The sequence below is a fragment of the Streptomyces lanatus genome (genome assembly GCF_014655715.1).
GTDB classification, from domain to species: Bacteria; Actinomycetota; Actinomycetes; order Streptomycetales; family Streptomycetaceae; genus Streptomyces; species Streptomyces lanatus.
In genome coordinates, this window is record NZ_BNBM01000020.1 from 19,365 (window position 1) to 37,984 (window position 18,620).

Annotated in this window: 19 protein-coding genes and 2 pseudogenes; 9 read left to right on the forward strand and 12 right to left on the reverse strand. The window is 68.3% G+C overall.

Annotation, left to right across the window (positions count from 1 at the left end; translation table 11 throughout):
* Positions 1 to 233 precede the first annotated feature (233 nt).
* Positions 234 to 722 carry a carboxymuconolactone decarboxylase family protein gene (locus tag IE325_RS37725; RefSeq protein WP_190074677.1) on the reverse strand — a complete coding sequence of 163 codons (489 nt, stop codon included), beginning with the start codon at positions 720 to 722 and terminating at the stop codon, positions 234 to 236.
* A gap of 2 nt (positions 723 to 724) precedes the next feature.
* The gene (locus IE325_RS37730; RefSeq protein WP_190074678.1) at positions 725 to 1,801 is read right to left on the reverse strand and encodes an NAD(P)H-dependent amine dehydrogenase family protein; all 1,077 of its coding nucleotides are present in this window, start codon (positions 1,799 to 1,801) and stop codon (positions 725 to 727) included.
* A 320-nt stretch (positions 1,802 to 2,121) separates the two neighbouring features.
* Between IE325_RS37730 and IE325_RS37735 the strand changes: the two are divergent.
* Positions 2,122 to 3,225 (forward strand): annotated as a pseudogene (locus IE325_RS37735) (pectate lyase family protein); the annotation flags it as partial.
* Between the two features lie 108 nt (positions 3,226 to 3,333).
* The gene (locus IE325_RS37740; RefSeq protein WP_229912303.1) at positions 3,334 to 4,191 is read left to right on the forward strand and encodes a calcium-binding protein; all 858 of its coding nucleotides are present in this window, start codon (positions 3,334 to 3,336) and stop codon (positions 4,189 to 4,191) included.
* Positions 4,192 to 4,197: 6 nt separating this feature from the next.
* Here IE325_RS37740 and IE325_RS37745 read toward each other — a convergent pair whose 3' ends face one another.
* A complete protein-coding gene (locus IE325_RS37745; RefSeq protein WP_190074680.1) occupies positions 4,198 to 4,593 on the reverse strand; it encodes a DUF6223 family protein in 396 nt (131 codons plus the stop codon).
* A gap of 232 nt (positions 4,594 to 4,825) precedes the next feature.
* Here IE325_RS37745 and IE325_RS37750 point away from each other — a divergent pair, with 232 nt between their 5' ends.
* Together IE325_RS37750 and IE325_RS37755 are read left to right on the forward strand one after the other, a co-directional pair.
* Entirely contained in the window at positions 4,826 to 5,953 is a 1,128-nt protein-coding gene (locus IE325_RS37750) for a sensor histidine kinase (RefSeq protein WP_190074681.1), read from the forward strand.
* A complete protein-coding gene (locus IE325_RS37755; protein WP_190074682.1) occupies positions 5,950 to 6,612 on the forward strand; it encodes a response regulator in 663 nt (220 codons plus the stop codon). Before IE325_RS37750 ends, IE325_RS37755 begins: the two co-directional genes overlap by 4 nt.
* A 30-nt stretch (positions 6,613 to 6,642) precedes the next feature.
* Here IE325_RS37755 and IE325_RS37760 read toward each other — a convergent pair whose 3' ends face one another.
* Positions 6,643 to 7,029, reverse strand: a complete 387-nt coding sequence (locus tag IE325_RS37760; RefSeq protein ID WP_190074683.1) for a VOC family protein — start codon at positions 7,027 to 7,029, stop codon at positions 6,643 to 6,645.
* A complete protein-coding gene (locus IE325_RS37765; RefSeq protein WP_190074684.1) occupies positions 7,026 to 7,829 on the reverse strand; it encodes a metalloregulator ArsR/SmtB family transcription factor in 804 nt (267 codons plus the stop codon). Before IE325_RS37765 ends, IE325_RS37760 begins: the two co-directional genes overlap by 4 nt.
* A 264-nt stretch (positions 7,830 to 8,093) precedes the next feature.
* Between IE325_RS37765 and IE325_RS37770 the strand changes: the two genes are divergently transcribed.
* Positions 8,094 to 9,320, forward strand: a complete 1,227-nt coding sequence (locus tag IE325_RS37770; RefSeq protein WP_190074685.1) for an MFS transporter — start codon at positions 8,094 to 8,096, stop codon at positions 9,318 to 9,320.
* Positions 9,321 to 9,394: 74 nt separating this feature from the next.
* On the opposite strand, the gene IE325_RS37775 is transcribed toward IE325_RS37770, so the two are convergent.
* On the reverse strand, positions 9,395 to 10,468 hold the full coding sequence (locus tag IE325_RS37775) for a glycoside hydrolase family 5 protein (RefSeq protein ID WP_190074686.1): 1,074 nt from the start codon (positions 10,466 to 10,468) through the stop codon (positions 9,395 to 9,397).
* 278 nt (positions 10,469 to 10,746) lie between these two features.
* Between IE325_RS37775 and IE325_RS37780 the strand changes: the two genes are divergently transcribed.
* The 3 genes from IE325_RS37780 to IE325_RS46375 all read left to right on the forward strand — a co-directional run bounded on the left by IE325_RS37780 (position 10,747) and on the right by IE325_RS46375 (position 12,262).
* On the forward strand, positions 10,747 to 11,262 hold the full coding sequence (locus IE325_RS37780; RefSeq protein WP_190074687.1) for a hypothetical protein: 516 nt from the start codon (positions 10,747 to 10,749) through the stop codon (positions 11,260 to 11,262).
* A gap of 121 nt (positions 11,263 to 11,383) precedes the next feature.
* Entirely contained in the window at positions 11,384 to 12,007 is a 624-nt protein-coding gene (locus tag IE325_RS37785) for a histidine phosphatase family protein (RefSeq protein ID WP_190074688.1), read from the forward strand.
* A gap of 45 nt (positions 12,008 to 12,052) precedes the next feature.
* A complete protein-coding gene (locus IE325_RS46375; protein ID WP_229912304.1) occupies positions 12,053 to 12,262 on the forward strand; it encodes a transposase in 210 nt (69 codons plus the stop codon).
* Between the two features lie 616 nt (positions 12,263 to 12,878).
* On the opposite strand, the gene IE325_RS37795 is transcribed toward IE325_RS46375, so the two are convergent.
* Positions 12,879 to 13,346: a GNAT family N-acetyltransferase gene (locus IE325_RS37795; RefSeq protein ID WP_190074689.1), complete on the reverse strand. Its 468-nt coding sequence runs from the start codon at positions 13,344 to 13,346 to the stop codon at positions 12,879 to 12,881.
* A gap of 112 nt (positions 13,347 to 13,458) precedes the next feature.
* Positions 13,459 to 14,001 carry a GNAT family N-acetyltransferase gene (locus tag IE325_RS37800; protein ID WP_190074690.1) on the reverse strand — a complete coding sequence of 181 codons (543 nt, stop codon included), beginning with the start codon at positions 13,999 to 14,001 and terminating at the stop codon, positions 13,459 to 13,461.
* A gap of 104 nt (positions 14,002 to 14,105) precedes the next feature.
* Here IE325_RS37800 and IE325_RS37805 point away from each other — a divergent pair.
* Positions 14,106 to 14,722 (forward strand): annotated as a pseudogene (locus IE325_RS37805) (IS5 family transposase).
* Between the two features lie 228 nt (positions 14,723 to 14,950).
* On the opposite strand, the gene IE325_RS37810 reads toward IE325_RS37805, so the two are convergent.
* The 4 genes from IE325_RS37810 to IE325_RS37825 all read right to left on the reverse strand — a co-directional run bounded on the left by IE325_RS37810 (position 14,951) and on the right by IE325_RS37825 (position 18,614).
* Positions 14,951 to 15,415, reverse strand: coding sequence for a hypothetical protein (locus IE325_RS37810; RefSeq protein WP_190074835.1), 465 nt, complete (start codon positions 15,413 to 15,415; stop codon positions 14,951 to 14,953).
* A 127-nt stretch (positions 15,416 to 15,542) separates the two neighbouring features.
* Positions 15,543 to 16,451, reverse strand: coding sequence for an STM4011 family radical SAM protein (locus IE325_RS37815; protein WP_190074691.1), 909 nt, complete (start codon positions 16,449 to 16,451; stop codon positions 15,543 to 15,545).
* Between the two features lie 10 nt (positions 16,452 to 16,461).
* Complete coding sequence (locus IE325_RS37820; RefSeq protein WP_190074692.1) at positions 16,462 to 17,802, reverse strand: STM4012 family radical SAM protein; 1,341 nt, start codon at positions 17,800 to 17,802, stop codon at positions 16,462 to 16,464.
* Positions 17,799 to 18,614, reverse strand: a complete 816-nt coding sequence (locus tag IE325_RS37825; protein ID WP_190074836.1) for an STM4013/SEN3800 family hydrolase — start codon at positions 18,612 to 18,614, stop codon at positions 17,799 to 17,801. Before IE325_RS37825 ends, IE325_RS37820 begins: the two co-directional genes overlap by 4 nt.
* Between the last annotated feature and the right edge of the window lie 6 nt (positions 18,615 to 18,620).

Genomic DNA, 18,620 nt, shown 5'->3' on the forward strand with positions numbered 1-18,620 from the left:
ACCGCGGTCTCTCCGGCGGACGTAGGGCACTGTGTGAAGAGAGCCGACGAACAGGAGCCTGCCCCGCCGCCCCGACCACGCAAATCCGCCGCGTTGTCGTCACCCGCCGAGGCTCCGCGTCGACTCCCTCCTCCGCCTAGCAACTGCCCACACCAGACCCCGCTCCGCTCGGCCAGTCCGCACGGCCTCCTTCAGCCGCCCTGATCCGCCGACCGGGCCCTGGCCGCGCCTCATCAGGAACCCCGCGCCGACGGCAGCACACACACGCTGTCGAGCCCCAGCACATGATTGAGACGGCCGAACGCCAGCCAGGAGCCGATGCACATGCTCAACTCCACGATCTCCGCCTGGCTGTAGTGCGCCTTCATCCGTTTCCAGAACTCGTCGTCCAGGTTGTGATGGTCGATGGCGTAGCGCTCCGCGTACTCGGCGGCGAGACGTGTGCGTGCGTCGAAGGAGTCCGTCGTACGCCAGTGTGTGACCGCGTCCAGGAAGCCTTCTTCGACCTTCTCTCCGTTGCGTTCGGTGCGCCAGTCCAGGCAGAACAGGCATCCGTTGATCTCTGCGATGCGCAGCCGGGCTGCCTCGAACTCGCGGAGTCCGAGGGTCGTGTGCTGGTAGACGGACAGCGAGAAGTTGCTGGCTGCCTGGCCGATCTCGGGCACCAGGTCGCCCCAGACGTACGGGATGGGCTCCGCACCTGGTGGGATGTCGATCTGCATGATCACTTCTTTCCCAGTCTGCCCACCGCGGGGCGCAGCGGGACGTCGAGTGCGTCGTAGAGGCCCGGTCCGGCCTCGACGAGCCAGTCGATGGCGTTCACCAGACGGCCGGCCGCCGTCGCGTTGCCGCCGGCGGCTCTGTTCTCTCCCTCGTCCGTGGCCTCGACCGTGACCTCTATACGGGGGCGTCCTTCGATGATCACGCGGTGCGCGCCCGCTCCGCCGTCCGGCGGTGCCGGCCAGTCCGGGGCGCAGGTGGCGTGAATACGGGTGATGTGCTCGACGATGATGCGGGGTTCGCCCGCCACCACGCCCTGCACCTCGAGCCGTACCGCTCCCTGGGTACCGGCCGCGAACTCGCCCATCGTGCCGGTGACGACGGAGGTTTCGAGGGGGCGGCGTTCCAAGGTCTCCTCGATGCCGTCCAGTTCGACGCCCAGGGCCCGTGCCATCATCCGCAGCTGTCCGCCCCAGATCATGGTGGGGATGCCCTCGGCGAGCATCAGCGGCTGGTGGTCCAGCGGGTGGCCCATACCGATCAGATCGCGTACGGCTTCCTCCTGGTCGTACGTCGAGTAGTCGAAGATCTCCTGGCACCGGACGGCGTCGATGTCCGACCCCAGCCCGCTGATCAGCAGCGGGAGCGCGTCGTTGGCCCAACCGGGGTCCACGCCCGACACGAACAGCGAGCCGCCCCCGGCCCGCGCGGCCCCGGCCAGTACGTCGCGGATGTCGTCGGGGGCGTTCGTGCAGTCGTACATGCCGTACACGGACGGAGTGACGACCACCGCGCCGGCGCGGAGTGCGCGGGCGATGTCCTCGATCGCGCCGTCCGGACGGACGTCACCGGACGCCGCGTACACGACCGCGCGCGGCCCCGTGGACAGAACCGCGTCCACGTCGTCCGTCGCCGCCACCCCCAACCGCCGTCCGAGATCGCTGAGTTCACCCGCGTCCTTGCCGACCTTGGCGGGGCTCGACACCAGCACGGCCACAAGGCTGAGCATCGGATGCGCCGCGACAGCCCGGATGGCCGCACGCCCGACATTGCCTGTGCCCCAAACCACCGTGGGAATCATGGGCGGAGGGTAACGATGCACCCCGAAACTTCCCATAGGTGTGAATGAGGAATGCCACGGGCGTTGGAGGACGGCCATGGGCTGCGGTCCCGGGGAGGGGGCTTCGGTGCCAGGCCGGTACGGGTTCATGTGCATGATTCTTGTTCACAAGGTCAGTCGAAAAGTCTTGTCGGATGGCTGAACGAGCTCTATGGTCTCCAGCCAGAAAGCGCTTTCTCCAGCGTCATGCGCCACCAGCCCCACATGTCATGCAGCCGGGCTGTCGCACACCCACGCGTCACTGCAAACCACGGTGAACCTCGGTGAATTCAGGAGACGAGATGACAAGACCTGTCGCACTGCGCCTCTCCGCCGCATCGGCCGCGATGGCCCTGGCGGCCGCGGCCGGCGTGACCCTGTCGACGCCGGAGGCCTCGGCCGCGACCGGCAGCGTCACCGGCTATGCCACCCAGAACGGCGGGACCACGGGTGGAGCCGGCGGACAGCGGGTCCGCGCGACCACGGGCACCCAGATCCACGCGGCCCTCTGCGGCCGGGCCGACAGCAGCACGCCGATCACCATCGAGGTCGAGGGGACCATCAACCACGGCAACACCTCGAAGGTGTCGGGAGACAGCTGCAACACGGCCGCCGGTGTCATCGAGCTGAAGCAGATCAGCAACGTCACCCTCATCGGCGTCGGCAACGGTGCCGTCTTCGACCAACTGGGCATCCACATACGCGAATCGAGCAACATCATCATCCAGAACGTGACCGTCCGGAACGTGAAGAAGTCGGGCTCACCCACGTCCAACGGTGGTGACGCGATCGGCATGGAGAGGGACGTCCGCAATATCTGGGTCGACCACGCCACCCTGGAGGCGTCGGGAGGCGAGTCGGAGGGCTACGACGGCCTGTTCGACATGAAGGACAACACGCAGTACGTGACGCTGTCGTACAGCGTTCTGCGCAACTCCGGCCGAGGCGGTCTCATCGGATCCAGCGAGAGCGATCTGTCCAACGGGTACGTGACCTTCCACCACAACCGGTACGAGAACATCGACTCCCGCGCCCCACTCCTGCGCGGCGGGACAGCCCACGCCTACAACAACCACTACGTGAGCCTGAACGAGTCCGGCATCAACTCACGCGCCGGCGCCAAGGCGAAGGTGGACAACAACTACTTCGAGGACTCCAAGGACGTCCTCGGCACGTTCTACACGGACCAGCGCGGGTACTGGCAGGTCAGCGGCAACGTCTTCGACAACGTCACCTGGTCCAGCCCCGGCACGGACAACTACCCCGCGGGCCCGAACCCGCAGTCCACCACCACGGTGAGCATCCCCTACTCCTACACGCTCGACGCCGCCGCGTGCGTCCCCGACATCGTGAGCCGGACGGCGGGCGCGGGCACCGGGCTCCAGGTGTCCGACGGCAACTGCACCAGCTAGGGAGCCTCTACGGCGGCTCACGTCCGGAGGGCAACGATCGGGCCGGCTCGGCAGTCGTAGGGAGTGACGCGCTTGCGTCGCCGTAGCTCTCCGGGAGGGTTCATGAGCCGCAATGCCGCACCGCTAGGCGACAGACCGAGCGGCGGGCACGACACCGCTGCGCCCACCGCCGGTGCAAGTGCCGTGCAGGGCAGGCCCGTTGGTCGCGCGACGAGCCGCGGTGTCGTGCTGGGGGCCGCCGTAGTGCTGATGGCGGGCGTCGGTGCCCCGGCCGATGCCGCGCCCGCCGAACCGGTCGTCAGCGGGGCCACCGTCAACTCCGGACATGACGTCATCGTGGGTGTGACGCACAACGTGGCGTTCCCGGTCAGGGTCAGCGGCTCGGACGACTCCGGTCTGTCCTTCGTCGATGTGGATCTGAAGGGACCGCACGGCGGCTTCTACACCACCGACGCGTTCTGCGAGAGCGCGACGGCCTGCACGACGTTGTTCACCGTCAACGCCCACCCCGCCCCGGGCAGCGACGATCCGGTGGACCTGGCCAACGCCAACGCGGGCACCTGGTCGGTCGACGCCCTGGCCGACACCAACGACGGCGAGTCCGTCTTCGCCCCCGGCGCGGGATCGTTCAGCCTCAAGCGTGCGGCGCAGCTCACGGTCAACGCGTCACCGGAGCCGGTCACCAAGGGCGCGCGGATCACCGTCACCGGCAAGCTCGTGCGGGCCAACTGGGACACGTATCGATATGCGGGATACGCGGGCCAGAGCGTGAAGCTGCAGTTCCGCCCGAAGGACAGCAGCACCTACACCACGGTGGTCTCGGTGAAGACCAGCAGCACCGGCACCTTGCGTGCCCCGGTCAAGGCGGTCAAGGACGGCTACTGGCGGTGGTACTTCCCCGGCACGACCACCACCGGTCCGGCCAAGGCCACCGGTGACTACGTCGACGTACGCCCCTGACGTCCGTCAGGCGGACCCGAGCTCCCGCTCGTGCTCGAAGCGGTCGGTGGTCCGCTCGGCGTGTCGGGAGCGGGTGAGGGCTCGCCGGCCGAGGGCCACGGCGATCAACCCCAGCGGGATGGCGAAGACGGCTCCCACCATCCCGTTGCCGGTGCCAGGACCTCCGCTGGAGGTGGCCAGATGCAGCACCGCGAGGGCCGTGCCGAGCAGTCCCACGGTCATGGCCGACATGGCGCCGGTGCGCGCGTTGCCGGCACTGATGCGGCCGGCGACGCGGGCCAGGGCCAGCCCGCCGATGACCACGCCGATCAGCCCCACCCCGAGGGCCAGGTTGGCCCCGGTCCGCCCGTCGCCGATGATCCCGCCCTCGGCAGCCACCATCAGGGCATCTGCTGCGCTCATGAGAATCTCCTCCTGCTTGTCGTGAGGCGAATTCGACGTTCCCTTGTGACTCGAGCGTGCCTGCCGAACGGCTGCCGGTCGTCCGGCGAGTGCGGTCTCTTCGGACTGCCGCCGACATGGCAGTCGACTGCTGCGGATGCGGCAGGCGGCGGGCAGGTACCGCGGCTGCGGTAGTCGGCCGCTCGTCCCCGGGCGGGACTCGTCCGCGGCATGGCCCGGCTACTGTGCGCTCATGGACACAACGCGTCTTCGTGTCCCGGCCGGTGTCATGGACTGGGCGGTCGCCGTCGGCGTGGCGGCACTGCTGCTGGGCACCGGGCTGTCCGGGCCGCATCCCGCCGGGGGCCGCGCGCTGCTCGGCGGCGTGCTACTGGCGGCGGGCGGTCTGGGGCTGGTCGCGCGCCGCAGGGCTCCGATCGCCGTGCTGGCGGTCACCGGCCTGTGTGCCGTGGGGTACGAGGCAGCCGGATTTGATGTGCTCGCCGTCTCGTACCTGGTGGCGGTGTACGGCGCCGTGCGGGCAGGTCACCGTGCCCTCACGGTGGCGGTGTCCGTGGCCCTGCTCGTCGTCCTCCCTCTCATCGCCCTGGCTTTCCGCGACGGGCCCGCGCGCGACGCGTTCGCGCAGGCCCGGAACGTACTCGAAATCGCCTGGCTGATCGCCGCGTTCGCCGCGGGGGAGGCGCTTCGGCAGGCTGAGCGGCGGGCGGAGGAAGCCGAGCGCACCCGGGAGGAGACCGCGCGGCGCCGCGCCGACGAGGAGCGGCTCCACATCGCGCGGGAGCTGCATGATTCCCTCACCCACCAGATCTCGATCATCAAGGTGCAGTCCGAGGTCGCTGTCCATGTGGCGCATCGGCGCGGCGAGCAGGTCCCCGAGGCGCTGCTGGCGATCCAGGTGGCCGGCCGGGAGGCGACCCGAGAGCTGCGTGCGACCCTGGAGGCCCTCCGCGACGACGACACCACCCCGCCGCAGAGCCTTGAGCATGTACCGGAACTGGTGGAGCGCGCCCGTTCGATGGGCCTGGACACGACGCTGACGATCGAAGGGCAACGGCACGACGTGCCGGCCGCGGTGGGCCGTACCGCCTACCGCATCGTCCAGGAGGCGCTGACCAACACCGCCCGGCACGCCGACGCCACCACCGCGACGGTCCGGATCGCATACCTGCCCGACGCGCTGTCCGTCCAGGTCGACGACGACGGCAAGGCCACCCCTGACGACGCCCCGGCCCTGGGTCTCGGACTGCTCGGCATGCGCGAACGCGTCAGCGCACTCGGCGGCCGACTGCGCGCCGAACCTTGCGCCGGGCACGGCTTCACCGTCCAGGCAGAACTCCCCGTGGAACGAGCATCATGATCCGTGTCCTGCTGGTCGACGACCAGCCACTCATCCGCAGCGGCTTCCGTGCCCTGCTCGACCTCGAGGACGACATCCAGGTCGTGGCCGAAGCCACCGATGGCGAAGAGGGCCTGGCGCTCGCCCAGGAGCATCAGCCCGACGTTGCTCTCATCGACATCCGGATGCCGGTGATGGACGGCATCGAGGCGACCCGGCGCATCGCCGCGGACCCGGCGCTTGCCGGTGTGCACGTCGTCATCCTCACCAACTACGGCATGGACGAGTACGTCTTCGAGGCCCTGCGCGCCGGCGCTGCCGGGTTCCTGGTCAAGGACATCGTGCCGGAGGACCTCCTGCACGCCGTACGGGTCGCCGCCCGCGGTGACGCCCTGCTCGCCCCGTCCATCACCCGCAAACTGATCCAGCGGTACGTCAAGCAGCCCCTCCCGGCCGCGACCGACGGCGTACTGGCGGAGCTGACCGGCCGCGAACGCGAGGCCGTCGCCCTGGTGGCGCAGGGCCTGTCCAACGACCAGATCGCCGACCACATGGTGATCAGCCCGATGACCGCCAAGACCCACATCAACCGGGCGATGACGAAGCTCCACACCCGCGACCGGGCCCAACTCGTGGTTCTCGCCTACGAGGCCGGCCTGGTCGTCCCGAACAGCCGCTGACTTCCGGGTAGCGGTGCTGAGCGGCGACGGTCAGGGCCGGTGGGCGGGCTGAAACAGCTCGATGAGGTTGTCCGCCGGGTCGGCCAGCAGGATCTGCTGTCCGCCGGGGCCGGAGACGACCTCACTGCGGAAGGTGAGACCGGCGTCGCGCAGCCGAGCGATCTCTGCGTCGAGGTCGTCGAAGGTCAGGTGGATACGGTTGCCGCCGGGCACGGCCGCCTCCTTCGGGGTGGCCCGGGCACCCGAACTCGCCGGGCCCGACAGCAGCAGCCGTAGCCGGCCACGGATCACGTCGGCGAAGGCCGGGGCGGCGCTGGAGTGCAGCGTGAACCCGAGGTGGGTGGTGTAGAAGTCGGTGGCGGCCTGCACGTCATCGACGAGGTAACGGACGCTGACGTATTCGTCGTGAGCGGTCATGGCTCGGACCTCGCAAGGGTCTCGGGGATGTTCAGGACCGGAATCAGATACCTGATGCGCGTGTCTATGTCTGCCGCAGCTTCCTGAAAGGCGGCGTAGCCGGCCTGGCCGGTGCCGTCGGTCGCGCCCGGGTCGGCCATGCTCCAGTGGACCTGCCGAGTACCGAACCTCGGACAGTCCTCGCGGGCCTTGTCGCACAAAGTGATCACGTGGTCGAAGCGGCGTCCGGCCAAGGCCTCCACGTGTCGGGTGCGGGTCCGCCCACCGGAGAGGCTGATGCCGTACGACTCACGCAGCACCCTCACCGCATAGGGGTGCAGATCCGGTTTGGGGCTGGTGCCCGCACTGGCCGTCGTCACGCGGCCGGCGGTGTGGTGGCGCAGCAGTGCTTCGGCGATCGGCGAGCGGGAGCTGTTGCCCGTGCATACGAAGAGCACCGCCACCCGGTGGGATCGCGCCCCGGCGACCGGGCGATGGGGGAGTGCGGTGTCCTGGCGCAACGCCGGATGCAGGGCGGCACCGCTGGCAGCCAGCGCCTCGGCGCAACGGTCCAGGTCGAGGCGGTAATAGCTGTCCCGGCCGTCGAAGCTGCTGCGCCTGGCCGCGACCAGACCGCCGTCGCGTAGCAGCCGCAAGTGGTACGACACCAGATTCTGTGGCTCCCCGACGCGTTCCACCAGTTCACGGACCCGATGGTCGCCTTCGGCGAGTGCCGTCAGCAGCTGCCAGCGCAGCGGATGGGCGGCGAGCCTGAGGAACTGGGGCGGCTCGACGGTCACGTCCTGGGGATGGGAGCCCATATGTCGAAGATATATCAAACGGGATTGATGCATCAACCCATGTGAGGCAGGTGGAGGCCGCATGACGCAGATCACGTCAAGACGCGGCCCGATCTTGGAATGCGCGGTTCACCGTCGCTGCTGCACTGTTGATGGGCTTGCCCTGTGTGGGGGTGCGCTGGGCAACGGTGCTCGACGCGGCCGGCTGAGGTGGATGTCTTCCGACCTCGGCCTTCTCTGCTCCCTCGTCCCCGGACCGCTGTCTTCGAAAGGTTCCCCCGCACCATGCCTCTGGCTCTGTTGGCCCTGGCTGTCGTCGCCTTCGGCATCGGCACGACCGAGTTCGCCACGATGGGGCTGCTGCCCCAGATCGCCGACGGGATCGGAGTGTCGGTGCCCCAGGCCGGCAATCTCGTGTCGGCCTACGCCCTCGGTGTCGTCGTCGGTGCCCCCGTACTGACCGGCATCGGTGCACGCATACCGCACAAGAAGCTGCTCCTGCTGTTGTCCGGACTGTTCGTGATCGGCAACATCGCCTCCGCGCTCGCTCCGAACTTCGGCCTGCTGTTCGCCGCGCGTTTCCTGGCGGGGCTGCCGCACGGCGCGCTGTTCGGCGTCGGCGCCGTCGTCGCCTCCCGGCTGGTCGCTCCCGACCGGGCCGCGCGCGCCGTGTCGATGATGTTCCTCGGCCTGACGGTCGCGAACATCGTCGGCGTCCCGGCCGGTACCGCGCTCGGCCAGCAGCTGGGCTGGCGGTCCGCCTACGTCGCCGTCGCCGTCATCGGGCTCATCGCGCTCGCCGCACTGGCCGCGTTCGTCCCGCACCAGCCCCGCGGTCAGCAGGCCGGCATCCGCCACGAGGTGCGGGCCATGAAGAACCGGCAGGTTGCGATCGGCCTGGCCACGGCGGTGGTCGGATTCGGCGGCTTCTTCGCCGTCTACAGCTACCTCGTGCCGATGCTGACGAACCTGACAGGCATCTCCGACACCTCGACCACCCTGGTCCTCGCGCTGTACGGCGTGGGCATGACGGCCGGCACGCTGATCGCCGGCCCCCTCACTGACCGCGCCCTGCGCCCGACTCTCTACGCGGGACTCGCCCTGCTCGCGGCCGGACTGGTGACGTTCTACTTCACCGTCCACAGCACCGCCGCGGCCCTGGTCACGATCACCTTCATCGGCGCGATGGGCGCCCTCATCACCACCCCCGTCCAGATGCTGCTGATGGCGAAGGCCAAGAACGCTCCGACGATGGCCGCGGCCTCCAACCACTCCGCCTTCAACCTGGCCAACGCCGGCGGCGCCTGGCTCGGCGGACTGGCCATCTCCGCCGGCTGGGGCTGGGCCTCACCGAACCTCGTCGGTGCCGCCCTCGCCGTGGCAGGCCTCGGCCTGGCCTTCATGGGCGGTCTCATGGACCGGGGCGGCCGAAGCTCCGAGAGCTCCGAAGTGATCACGTCGTCCGCTGCGGAGACCCTGGCGAAGCCGGCGCCCACCAATTCGGCGACCTGAAGCAGAAGGTGGCCTGTGCGAGACACACAGGCCACCGGATCGATCATGCTCATCTGCGGTTGTCCATCATCCGGTCACGCGGTGGGGAAGTTGTCCGGCGACATGATCCGCTCACGGATCCAGACTCCGGCGGGCTTCAGTGATGAAGTGCCGGTCCAGGGGCCGGACCTGTCGCAGGTTCCGGTCTTGAAGACGGCTCCGGTGCGGTTGTCGTCGGAGAAGTTCCAGTTCGTCCAGCTGATCTTCTTGCCGGCCATGAGGTCGAGGTAGCGCTGTGACATGGCGAAGTCGTTGCTGCCCTCGCCGGCGTAGTTCTGGGTGCCGAACTCGGTGACGAACACCGGGAGCTTGTCGGCGGCCCGGGAGAGCGTCGCCAGGTACTCGTCGCGGTGCGAGTACGCGTAGAAGTGGAAGGTGTACATGATGTTGGACGCCCTGACCGGGTTGTTCACCACCTCCGATTCGTCGGCGCCCTCGGAAACACCGAAGGATGACCATGCGCGCGTTCCGACCAGCACGGGAGCATCGGAGTCGATGTTGCGGATGGTCGGGATGATCTGCTCCGCGTAGCTCTTGATCCGCGACCAGCTCACGCCACTGGGCTCGTTCGCGATCTCGTAGAGGACGTTGTTCTTGTCCTTGTTGCGGCCCGCGATGTCGGTGAAGAACTTCCGGGCCTTGCTCAGGTTGGCGTGGGGGTCGCCGGGGGTGAGCATGTGCCAGTCGACGATCACGTACATCCCGCGGTCGGTCGCCTGCTGGATGAGGGAGTTCGCGAGGTTGGTGAAGTGCTGGGGGTTCGTCTCGTAGCCGCCCTCCTGTACGTACGTCGAGACACGCAGGACGTCGGCCTTCCAGTCGTCGGCCAGGGCGTTGAGCGAACCGCTGGTCAGACAGTGCGGGTACCACTGGGTGCCATGGGTGCTCATGCCCCGTAACTGGATGGGGTTTCCACGGCTGTTGCACAGCTTGGTGCCACAGACCTTGAGCTGTCCGTTGGCGGAGACCGGGGTGGCAGCGGCGGCACGCTGACCGTTGGTGGTCGCGTGGGCCGAGCCGGTCGGGATGACGCTGAGGAGGAGCAGCAGGACGCTGCCGAGCACGGTGGCTACGACTCCCTGCCGCAGGGACGGAAGAGTTGCCCTCATATGAACCTCGTTCACGTGAGCGATTGATAGGAAAGCTTCCTAATGAAGAAAGCAGAGCCGTACTGGGGCAACAAGGGCCTGGTCGTCATCCACACTCACTCAGACATTCACAGGGGCGCTCACATATGTGATCGAGAGGTGCATCGGAACCGGTGAACGAGCTCACCTGTTCCGCTTTGCCCTCTGGCCAACGCGCGTAGACCGCGGGCACGATGCTTCTGCACCGCCTGCACAGCTGCCCCACAGGAACCGTGGCCCACCGCAGGAAGGTCCCCCGCATGAAGGTCACCCAGGCCTTGAAGCTCCGCTCGGTCCTGACCGCGCTCGCCCTCGTCATCGCCCCCGGCGCCGTCGTCATCGGTACCGCCGGTGAAGCGTTCGCCGTCACCAAGATCAGCCACGCCACCGCGACCTCCATGTTCCAGCAGGTCGGCATCACCTGGTCGTCGTCCGGGAACTGCTCCGACCGCAACAACGCCACCTGTACGTCGTTCGAGCAGCTCAACCTGGCCACCGCCCAAGGCGCACAGACCCTCAAGCGGGCCAGCGGCTGTGCCCTGAACATCACGGGTGGCACCGAGACCGGACACGCCTCCGGCACGTACTCGCACTGGAACGGCTACAAGCTCGACTACAGCAAATACACCTGTCTCGGGAACTACATCAAGAACAACTTCACCTACATCGGCCCGCGCGGCGACGGGGCTCCCCGGTGGCGTTCCGGCTCGGGCAACATCTACGCCGACGAGGGCAACCACTGGGACGTCCTCTACTACAACTGCGGCGGCTGCTGAAGAGATCGCGGAGTCGGCCAGGCCTGGGTTCTGTCTCTTTGATGGGTAGGGGGAACCGGCGCCGGAGGAGGCTGCGTCCATCGATACACAAGATCGTTAGTGGGGCGCAGAGGAGTTCGTGATGACCGGCACGGCCACCCGTTACCTCTATCTGGTTCGGCACGGCGAAGCAGCGTCGGAGGAGAGCGGGCTGACGGACGGGGGCCGTCAGCAAGCCATGCTCCTCGGCCGGCGCCTCCGGGACATCCCTCTCGCGGTTGTTCACCATGGCCCGCTGCCCCGGGCGGAGCAGACCGCACGTCTGATCGGCGACCAGCTGAAGAATGTCCCCCTGTGCGTCTCGGAAGTTGCCGGTGACTACGTTCCTTACGTGCCGGTGAGAGACGAGCTTCCGGCGGAATCCGCAGACTTCTTCCTCCGCTTTCTCGCTGGTGCCACTGAGGAGGAACGGGAGCACGGACCTGCTCTGGCCCGGCAGGCGCTGGACATGTTCACCGGGCCGGTGGACGGTGAAGAGGACCGGCACGAACTGGTCGTCACCCACAACTTTCTGGTCGCCTGGCTCGTCCGGGACGCCATGCATGCGCCGCAATGGCGCTGGCTCGGCCTCAACCACGGCAACGCCGCTCTCACGGTCATCCGATACGTGCCCGGCCGGCCGGCCTCCGTCCTCATCTCCAACGACATGCGGCATCTGCCCCCCGAGCTGCGCTGGACGGGCTTTCCCCCCGAGGTGCACATCTAGGGCGTGTGTCGAAAGTGGATCTTGGTCGTGCGATGATCTTGTTTCGTGGCGCGTGGAGATCTGGCGGACGAGCAATGGGCCCAGTTGGAGCCGCTGTTGCCGAGGGGCAAGAAGCCCGGCCGGCCGCCGGTGTGGACGCGGCGGCAGCTGATCGACGGCATACGGTTCCGGGTCCGTACCGGCATCCCCTGGCGGGACATGCCCGCCGGGTACGGGCCGTGGGGCCGGGCATACGACCTGTTCCGCCGCTGGTAGCGGGACGGCACCTGGCAGCGCATCTTCACCCAGGTCCAGGCCCGGGCCGATGTGAAGGACCTGATCACCTGGGATTTCAACATCGACTCCACTGTCTGCCGGGCCCACCAGCATGCCGCCGGTGCGAGGAAAAGGGGGACCTGGAGAAGGAACCGCCGGGCGGTGTCATAACCGAGCCCGACGACCATGGCCTCGGTCGCTCACGCGGCGGCCTGACCACCAAGCTGCACCTGGCCGTCGAGCAGGGCCAGAAGCCCATGTCCGTCGTGATCACCGCAGGGCAGCGCGGGGACTCTCCGCAGTTCGAGGTCGTCCTCGGCCGCGTCAGGGTGCCCCGGCTGGGGACGGGAAGACCGTGCACCCGTGTGGCTGTGACCAGCACATTCGATAGGCGCCCTAGGAACACCAAGGAGGTCACCTGGACTTCGATGGCCTTGTTCATCAGGGGACAGCCGTCGTCGCTGGTGCCTGTCGTGAAACCACTGATGATCTTCGCGTGATGTCGCGCCGCGGTTGTCCTTCGCTGTAGTTCAGGGCGTGTGCTCCAGCGACATCACGCGGCGAAACTCAGTGACGGCCTGGGGAGCGATTACCAGTGACGGCTGGTTGGTCAGGGCTAGGAGACGTTGAGCGGCAGATCTCGGTGGAAGACGGCCATAGCCTGGCCGGGGCCGTTGTAGTCATCGACGATCTTCGTGTTGAAGCCGAGGCTGCGGTGGAAGGCGATTGAGCCGGTGTTCTCGATTGACGTGATCGCCTTCAACTGCCGTGCACCATGACGTTCCGCTGCTTCGGCGAACGCCGTATACAGACGACGCCCGAGACCGGTGCCACGGGCGTCGTCCCGCGTGGCGATCAGATGCACGTAGCCGGTGCCCTCTGGGGTGACGAACCCGAAGATGTACCCACGGATTCCGTCTTCGGCTCTGGCAACCAAGCAGGTGGAACCGAACTCCTGCACCAGTGCAAGAAGGTGTAGCGACCGAAGGTCGCGTTCGCCCCAGTAACGGGGGTGATCAGTCAGGACCTGATGGAAGTCGGCCACCCCGGCGGTTGCGATGTGTATCCCCATGGTGACGATCATGGCAGGTGCCTTGGCCGTTACGGGCGAAGGTCCGCACGGAGGCACCGAGCCGTGGCCATCAGGCACGACGAACTCGCGGTCCGCTACGAGGCTACCGTCCTCGTTGCCGCCTTCAGCGAGTGGTTGTGACGTACTGGTCCGACGACAACTCGAACACCCGTACTCGCCGACCGCAGGTGGGATTGACGGTCTCACGGACCAGATGCATTCCCAGTTTGGTCATGATCCGTTCGGAGGCGTCGTTGCCCACTTGAGCGATGCTGACGATCCGCTCCAGTCCTCGCTCTTCGAACCCGAACCGCACAGCGGCCGCAGCGGCCTCGGTGGCCAAGCCCTGCCCCCAGTGGGAACGTCCCAGCCGCCAGCCGACCTCAACCGCCGGCAGTACCTCCGGCAAGAAGTTGGGTACCGAAAGGCCGGTGAACCCGGCCAACTCGCCAGTGGACCGGATCTCCACGGCGAACAGGCCGAAGCCCTGTGACTCCCACTCGCTCTCCCATGCCCGGACCCCGCCGCGAGTCTGCTGTTCGTCACGGACGCTGCCGTCACGGATCCACCGCATGACCTCGGGGTCGGCATTGACGGCAGCCATGGGCGCAACGTCTTCCTCGCGCCAGCGACGCAGGATCAAACGGGGAGTCCCAAGCGTGACCATCCAATCATTTTGGATCACAGATGGGCTCTCCGTCATCCTCACCAGGCACTTTCGATACACGCCGTAGCGCGTGCCTCTTTGATGGGTGTGTCAGTTGATCAGTTGTGTCCGTCCGATTAGTGATCACCGATGCGATGTGGGACCGGATCGAGCCGCTGATGCCTGCGGATCCGGTGCGCGGGCGGCGGTGGGCCGACCACCGCCGCATTCTCGAGGCCATCGCGTGGAAGTACCGCACCTGCTCGCCCTGGCGGGACCGGCCCGACGAGCTCGGCTCGTTCCAGACCGCTCGCAAACGGCTGATCAGATGGGCCATCGACGGCACCTGGGAGATGATCGTCAGCGCCGTCCTGACGGCTGCTGACGCCACAGACGACATTGACTGGACGGTGTCGGTGGACTCGACGGTCGTCCCGGGCTCACCAGCACGCCGCAGGAGCACGAAAAAGGGAGCGACCTGCTTCGGTGAGCCGCAGATCACGCACTCGGACGTTCCCGCGGCGGGCTGAGCACCAAGGTCCACCTTGCCGCAGACGGTTACGCACGCCCCTTGGCCTTCACCGTGACCGCAGGCCAGGCTGGTGACGCACCCGCCTTCGAATCGGTGATGTCCCGCATCCGCGTGCCCCGCAACGGCCCGGCCACACGAACGGACAAACTTGCGATCGCCTACCAGGCCGCACTCCACCTCGCCAGCATCCTTATCTGGATCCGATGCTGACCAAAGAGACAGAACCTAGGGCCGTGTCCAGGTGGCGGTCGTTCCCGGTGGACGCCACAGGTCCGTACTGCGGACGCCCGCCGGGAAGACGCCACGGTTCTGCTCGAGGTGTGCGCGATCACCCAGTCGTAGTCGTGCCGCCCGGTCCGCGCTGCGAAATCTACGACCGACGTGAGCGCGACCGCCGAGTTCCACCAACTGGTGCGCCACCAGCCCTCGTTGGTTTGGTCAGGAACCGACCTGCCGGGCGTCTTCCCGACCGTCATCAATGGCCGGCTGTGAATCCGAGCGCAGCCCCAGCGCGCTGTGCTGAATCACCCCGGCGGGCGCATCGGCCGCCCCAGGCTCCCGGCGCGTCAACTCGACCAGCTTCGAGCGGAGGTCTTGCGCCGGTTCGCCCAGCACGATGGAGCTGATCACCAGCTCAAGCATGAGGCAGTCGTAGTCGTCGTCAGTGCCTCGGTAGCGCTTGGGGTCGCGTTCCACGACCGCATGAGCGATCCGCCGACCACCGTCGTCCACCGGCGCGAAGGTCGCCTCGAAGACTCCGCGACCGGTCCAGCTTCGGTGCAGGAAGACAACCTCGCCTTCCGTGAAGACGTTCCACTTCTCGTCCATGCCGCGCGCCGCGTAGCCGCGCTGGATCCGCTCCCAGTCTTCGTCCGACCAGATCCGCTGGGGCAGTCGCGGCATCGGCTGAGGGGTGGATATCGGCTTGAGGCGACGGGAAAGCGCGGATCGGGTCACGCGTTCGGCTGCGGGCATGCGGTGATCTTAAGCAGCAAGCCGAACGCGACCCCCAGCAGGTCCGTTCGCGGCCTCATTGCTCAGCCGACGTCGCGGCTGCTCGGGGCGTGATGGTCACGGACTGGACGGACTGTGGTTGGCCCGGCTGGGCCGGGATGCGTTCCAGGACCCCACCCGCGAACACGTCGTAGAGCGGGAGCGTTTCGAGGTGGACGTAGCCGATGTGGCAGTCGCAGACGGCAAGTGGGCAGGGGCGGGGGCGCAGGGCGGCGCGGTAGGAGTCGTCGTAGAGGTTGCCTAGTTCGGCTCGGACGAAGTGGCAGCGGCGGACCGTGCCCTCACCGTCGACCGAGATCACGGACTCCCCGGTGCGGCAGGGCAGGCCGGCGCTGGCGTGCGGGTGGCGGCTGTAGGGGAAGAGGGGATCGAGCGCGGTCCAGTCGTCGGCCTCGGCGTCCTGGTAGGTATGGCCCTCGGCGGCGTTGATCCACAGGTACACATGGGCGGGTAGCTCGGCGCGCAGTCGGCGGGCCGCCTCCAGGTGGTCGGGGAGGCCGACGACACCGACGCTGAAGCGGACCCCTCGGTCGGTGAGGTCGTGGCACTTGGCCAGGAAGCGGTCGTAGGGAGTCTGTCCCGGGTGGTACGTGCACCACAGGGCCAGGGTCTCCGGGTCGGCGTCGGCGAGCCAGTCGGTGCGGCAGCTGAGGTTGGTCTGGATGGCGACGCGGCGGATGTGCGGCAGGTGCGACAACTCGGCGAGGGTGCGCCGGTACCAGGAGCGGACCAGGCCCTCGCCCCATGGTGTGAACAGCAGGGACAACTGGTCGTCGCTGTCGGCCGCCCAGCGGGCGAAGCGTTCCAGGGCGGCGCGGTCGGCGCGGAGTTGAGCGGTGGAGTCGCGTCTCTTGGCGAACGGGCAGTAGGGGCAGTCGTAGTCGCAGGAGGCGAGCGGGCCGCGATAGAGGACGGTCAGATCCATGGCGGGCCGGTCACTTCCTCTCGTACGCGGCCATGGCGGCCCGGACGGCGGGGGAGAACAGATCCGGTCCTACGGCGTCGGAGTGGGCGAGTCCCTCCGGGGTGAGGCGGAGGTGCGGGGCGGCGGGGTCGGTCAGCCAGCCGCGGTCGGCGAGGCGGTGGAGTTCCGCTCCGAAGTCGTCCAGGGGTGCGGTGCCGAAGCGGGCCTGGTATTCGTCGACGGGCAGACCCTCGGCCTGGAGGAGGGACTGCAACAGATGGCGGCGGCGCGCCTCGTGCGGGTCCATGCGGTAGCCGACCTCGGCGTGGGCGAAGTCGGTGGTGGTGACGTAGTCGTCGATGATCCCGCGGATCTCGTGCATGCCGACCGCGTAGTCGAAGGAATAGTGCAGGTCGGCCGTGTACGAGCGGGCGCCGCAGCCGAGGCCGATCATGCCGTCGCTCTGGCAGGCGTAGTCGTCGGCGCCCTGCTGCGGGGCGTCGGCCCGGCGGAACATCCGCATCGACTGCTGGGTGTAGCCGTGGGCGAGGAGGTGGTCGCGGCCCGCGCGGTACAGGCGCAGGCGCTGGGCGTCCCAGGCCGGATCGGGGCCCTCCGCATCCGCGCGGTGGCGGTCGAGGCCGGTCAGGGGCCGCACGTAGAGCGGGTAGAGGTACAGCTCCTCCGGCCGCCAGGCCAGGGCCGCGTCCAGGGAACGCTGCCAGGTCTGCTCGGTCTGGCCGTCGATGCCGTAGATGAGGTCGATGTTGAGGACCGGGATGGCCGTGTCGCGGATCCGGGCGAGCGCGGCCTCGACGTCGGCGCGGCGCTGTGGGCGTACGGCGGCCCTCGCTTCGGAGTCGATGAAGCTCTGGATGCCGAGGCTGAGCCGGGTGGTGCCGCGCTCGGCCAGGACCGCCAACCGGTCCGCGGTGGCCGTCGCGGGGGACGCCTCCACAGACAGCGGGATCGCACGCAGGTCGGCGCCCATGCCCTGCTCGGCGATGTCGCAGAGGCGCTCCAGCTCGGCCGCCGTGAGGAAGGTGGGGGTGCCTCCGCCGAAGGCGGCGGTGGCGAACCGCACCGGCTCGCTGTCTCCCAACGCCTCGCGTACGGCGCCGGCCTGCCGCTCAAGCGCGTCGAGGTAGGCGCCGGTCAGGCCGTCGGGGGCGCCGATGCGGGTGAAGAGGTTGCAGAAGCCGCAGCGGACCTCGCAGAACGGTATGTGCAGGTAGAGCGCCAGGGCGCTCTTGTCCTGCGCCGCCCACAGGGACCGCAGCGCGGGCCGGTCACGCAGCTCGCGGTAGGCGGTCTTGTGCGGGTAGGCGTACACGTAGTGCTGGTACGGGCTGGTGAGCTGGGCGGTCGTCATCGCGGGGCCTTGGCGGGGTCGAGGAAGAAGTGGGCGTACGGCACGGTCCACACGGACTCGTGGCCGAGGCGGTGGCCGGTGTAGCCGTCGTCGCCGTAGGCGGTGCCGTGGTCGGAGCAGACGATCGCGAAGCAACGGCGCCGGGAGCTCGCGGCGGCGAAGAGCCGTCCGATGTGCCGGTCGATGTACTCCAGCGCGGCGGCGTGCGTCTCGCGGGTGTCACCGGCCTCGCGGGTCGCGCCGGGCAGGTGGAACCAGTTGGGCTGGTGCAGGGCGGAGACGTTGACGAAGAGGAACAGCCGCTGCTCCGCCGGGAGTTCGGCGACGACCTGCTCGGCGCGGGCGACCTGGTTCTCGAACGAGTGCGGCGAGGTGACGCCGAACTCCCGCTCCCAGTGCGCCTCCTGGAACAGCCCGGGCAGCACGGTACCGAGCGGACCCTGCTGGTTGAAGAAGCCGACGCCCCCGATGCAGACGGTTCGGTAATCCCGCTGGGCGAGTCCGGAGACGAACTCGGGGGTGTCGTAGACGAAAGTGCCGTCGGCAGTGGTCTCGCTGCCCGCGAAGCTCGCCGCGAACAGCCGTGGGTGCGGCCCCGGTTCGGCCGGGGTGGGCAGGAAACCCGCGAAGATCGCCTGGTGAGAGGCGTAGGTGAAGCTGCCCGGCGCGTGGCGCTTCTCCCAGCGGCCGCCCGGCAGATGGCGGGCGAGGTTCGGGATACGGCCCTCGGCCGCCAGCTCGACGGCCACGTCGTGGCGCAGCGTGTCGAGGGTGACCAGGAGGATGTCGTGATGGCCGACGACCTCGTTCATGTCGGG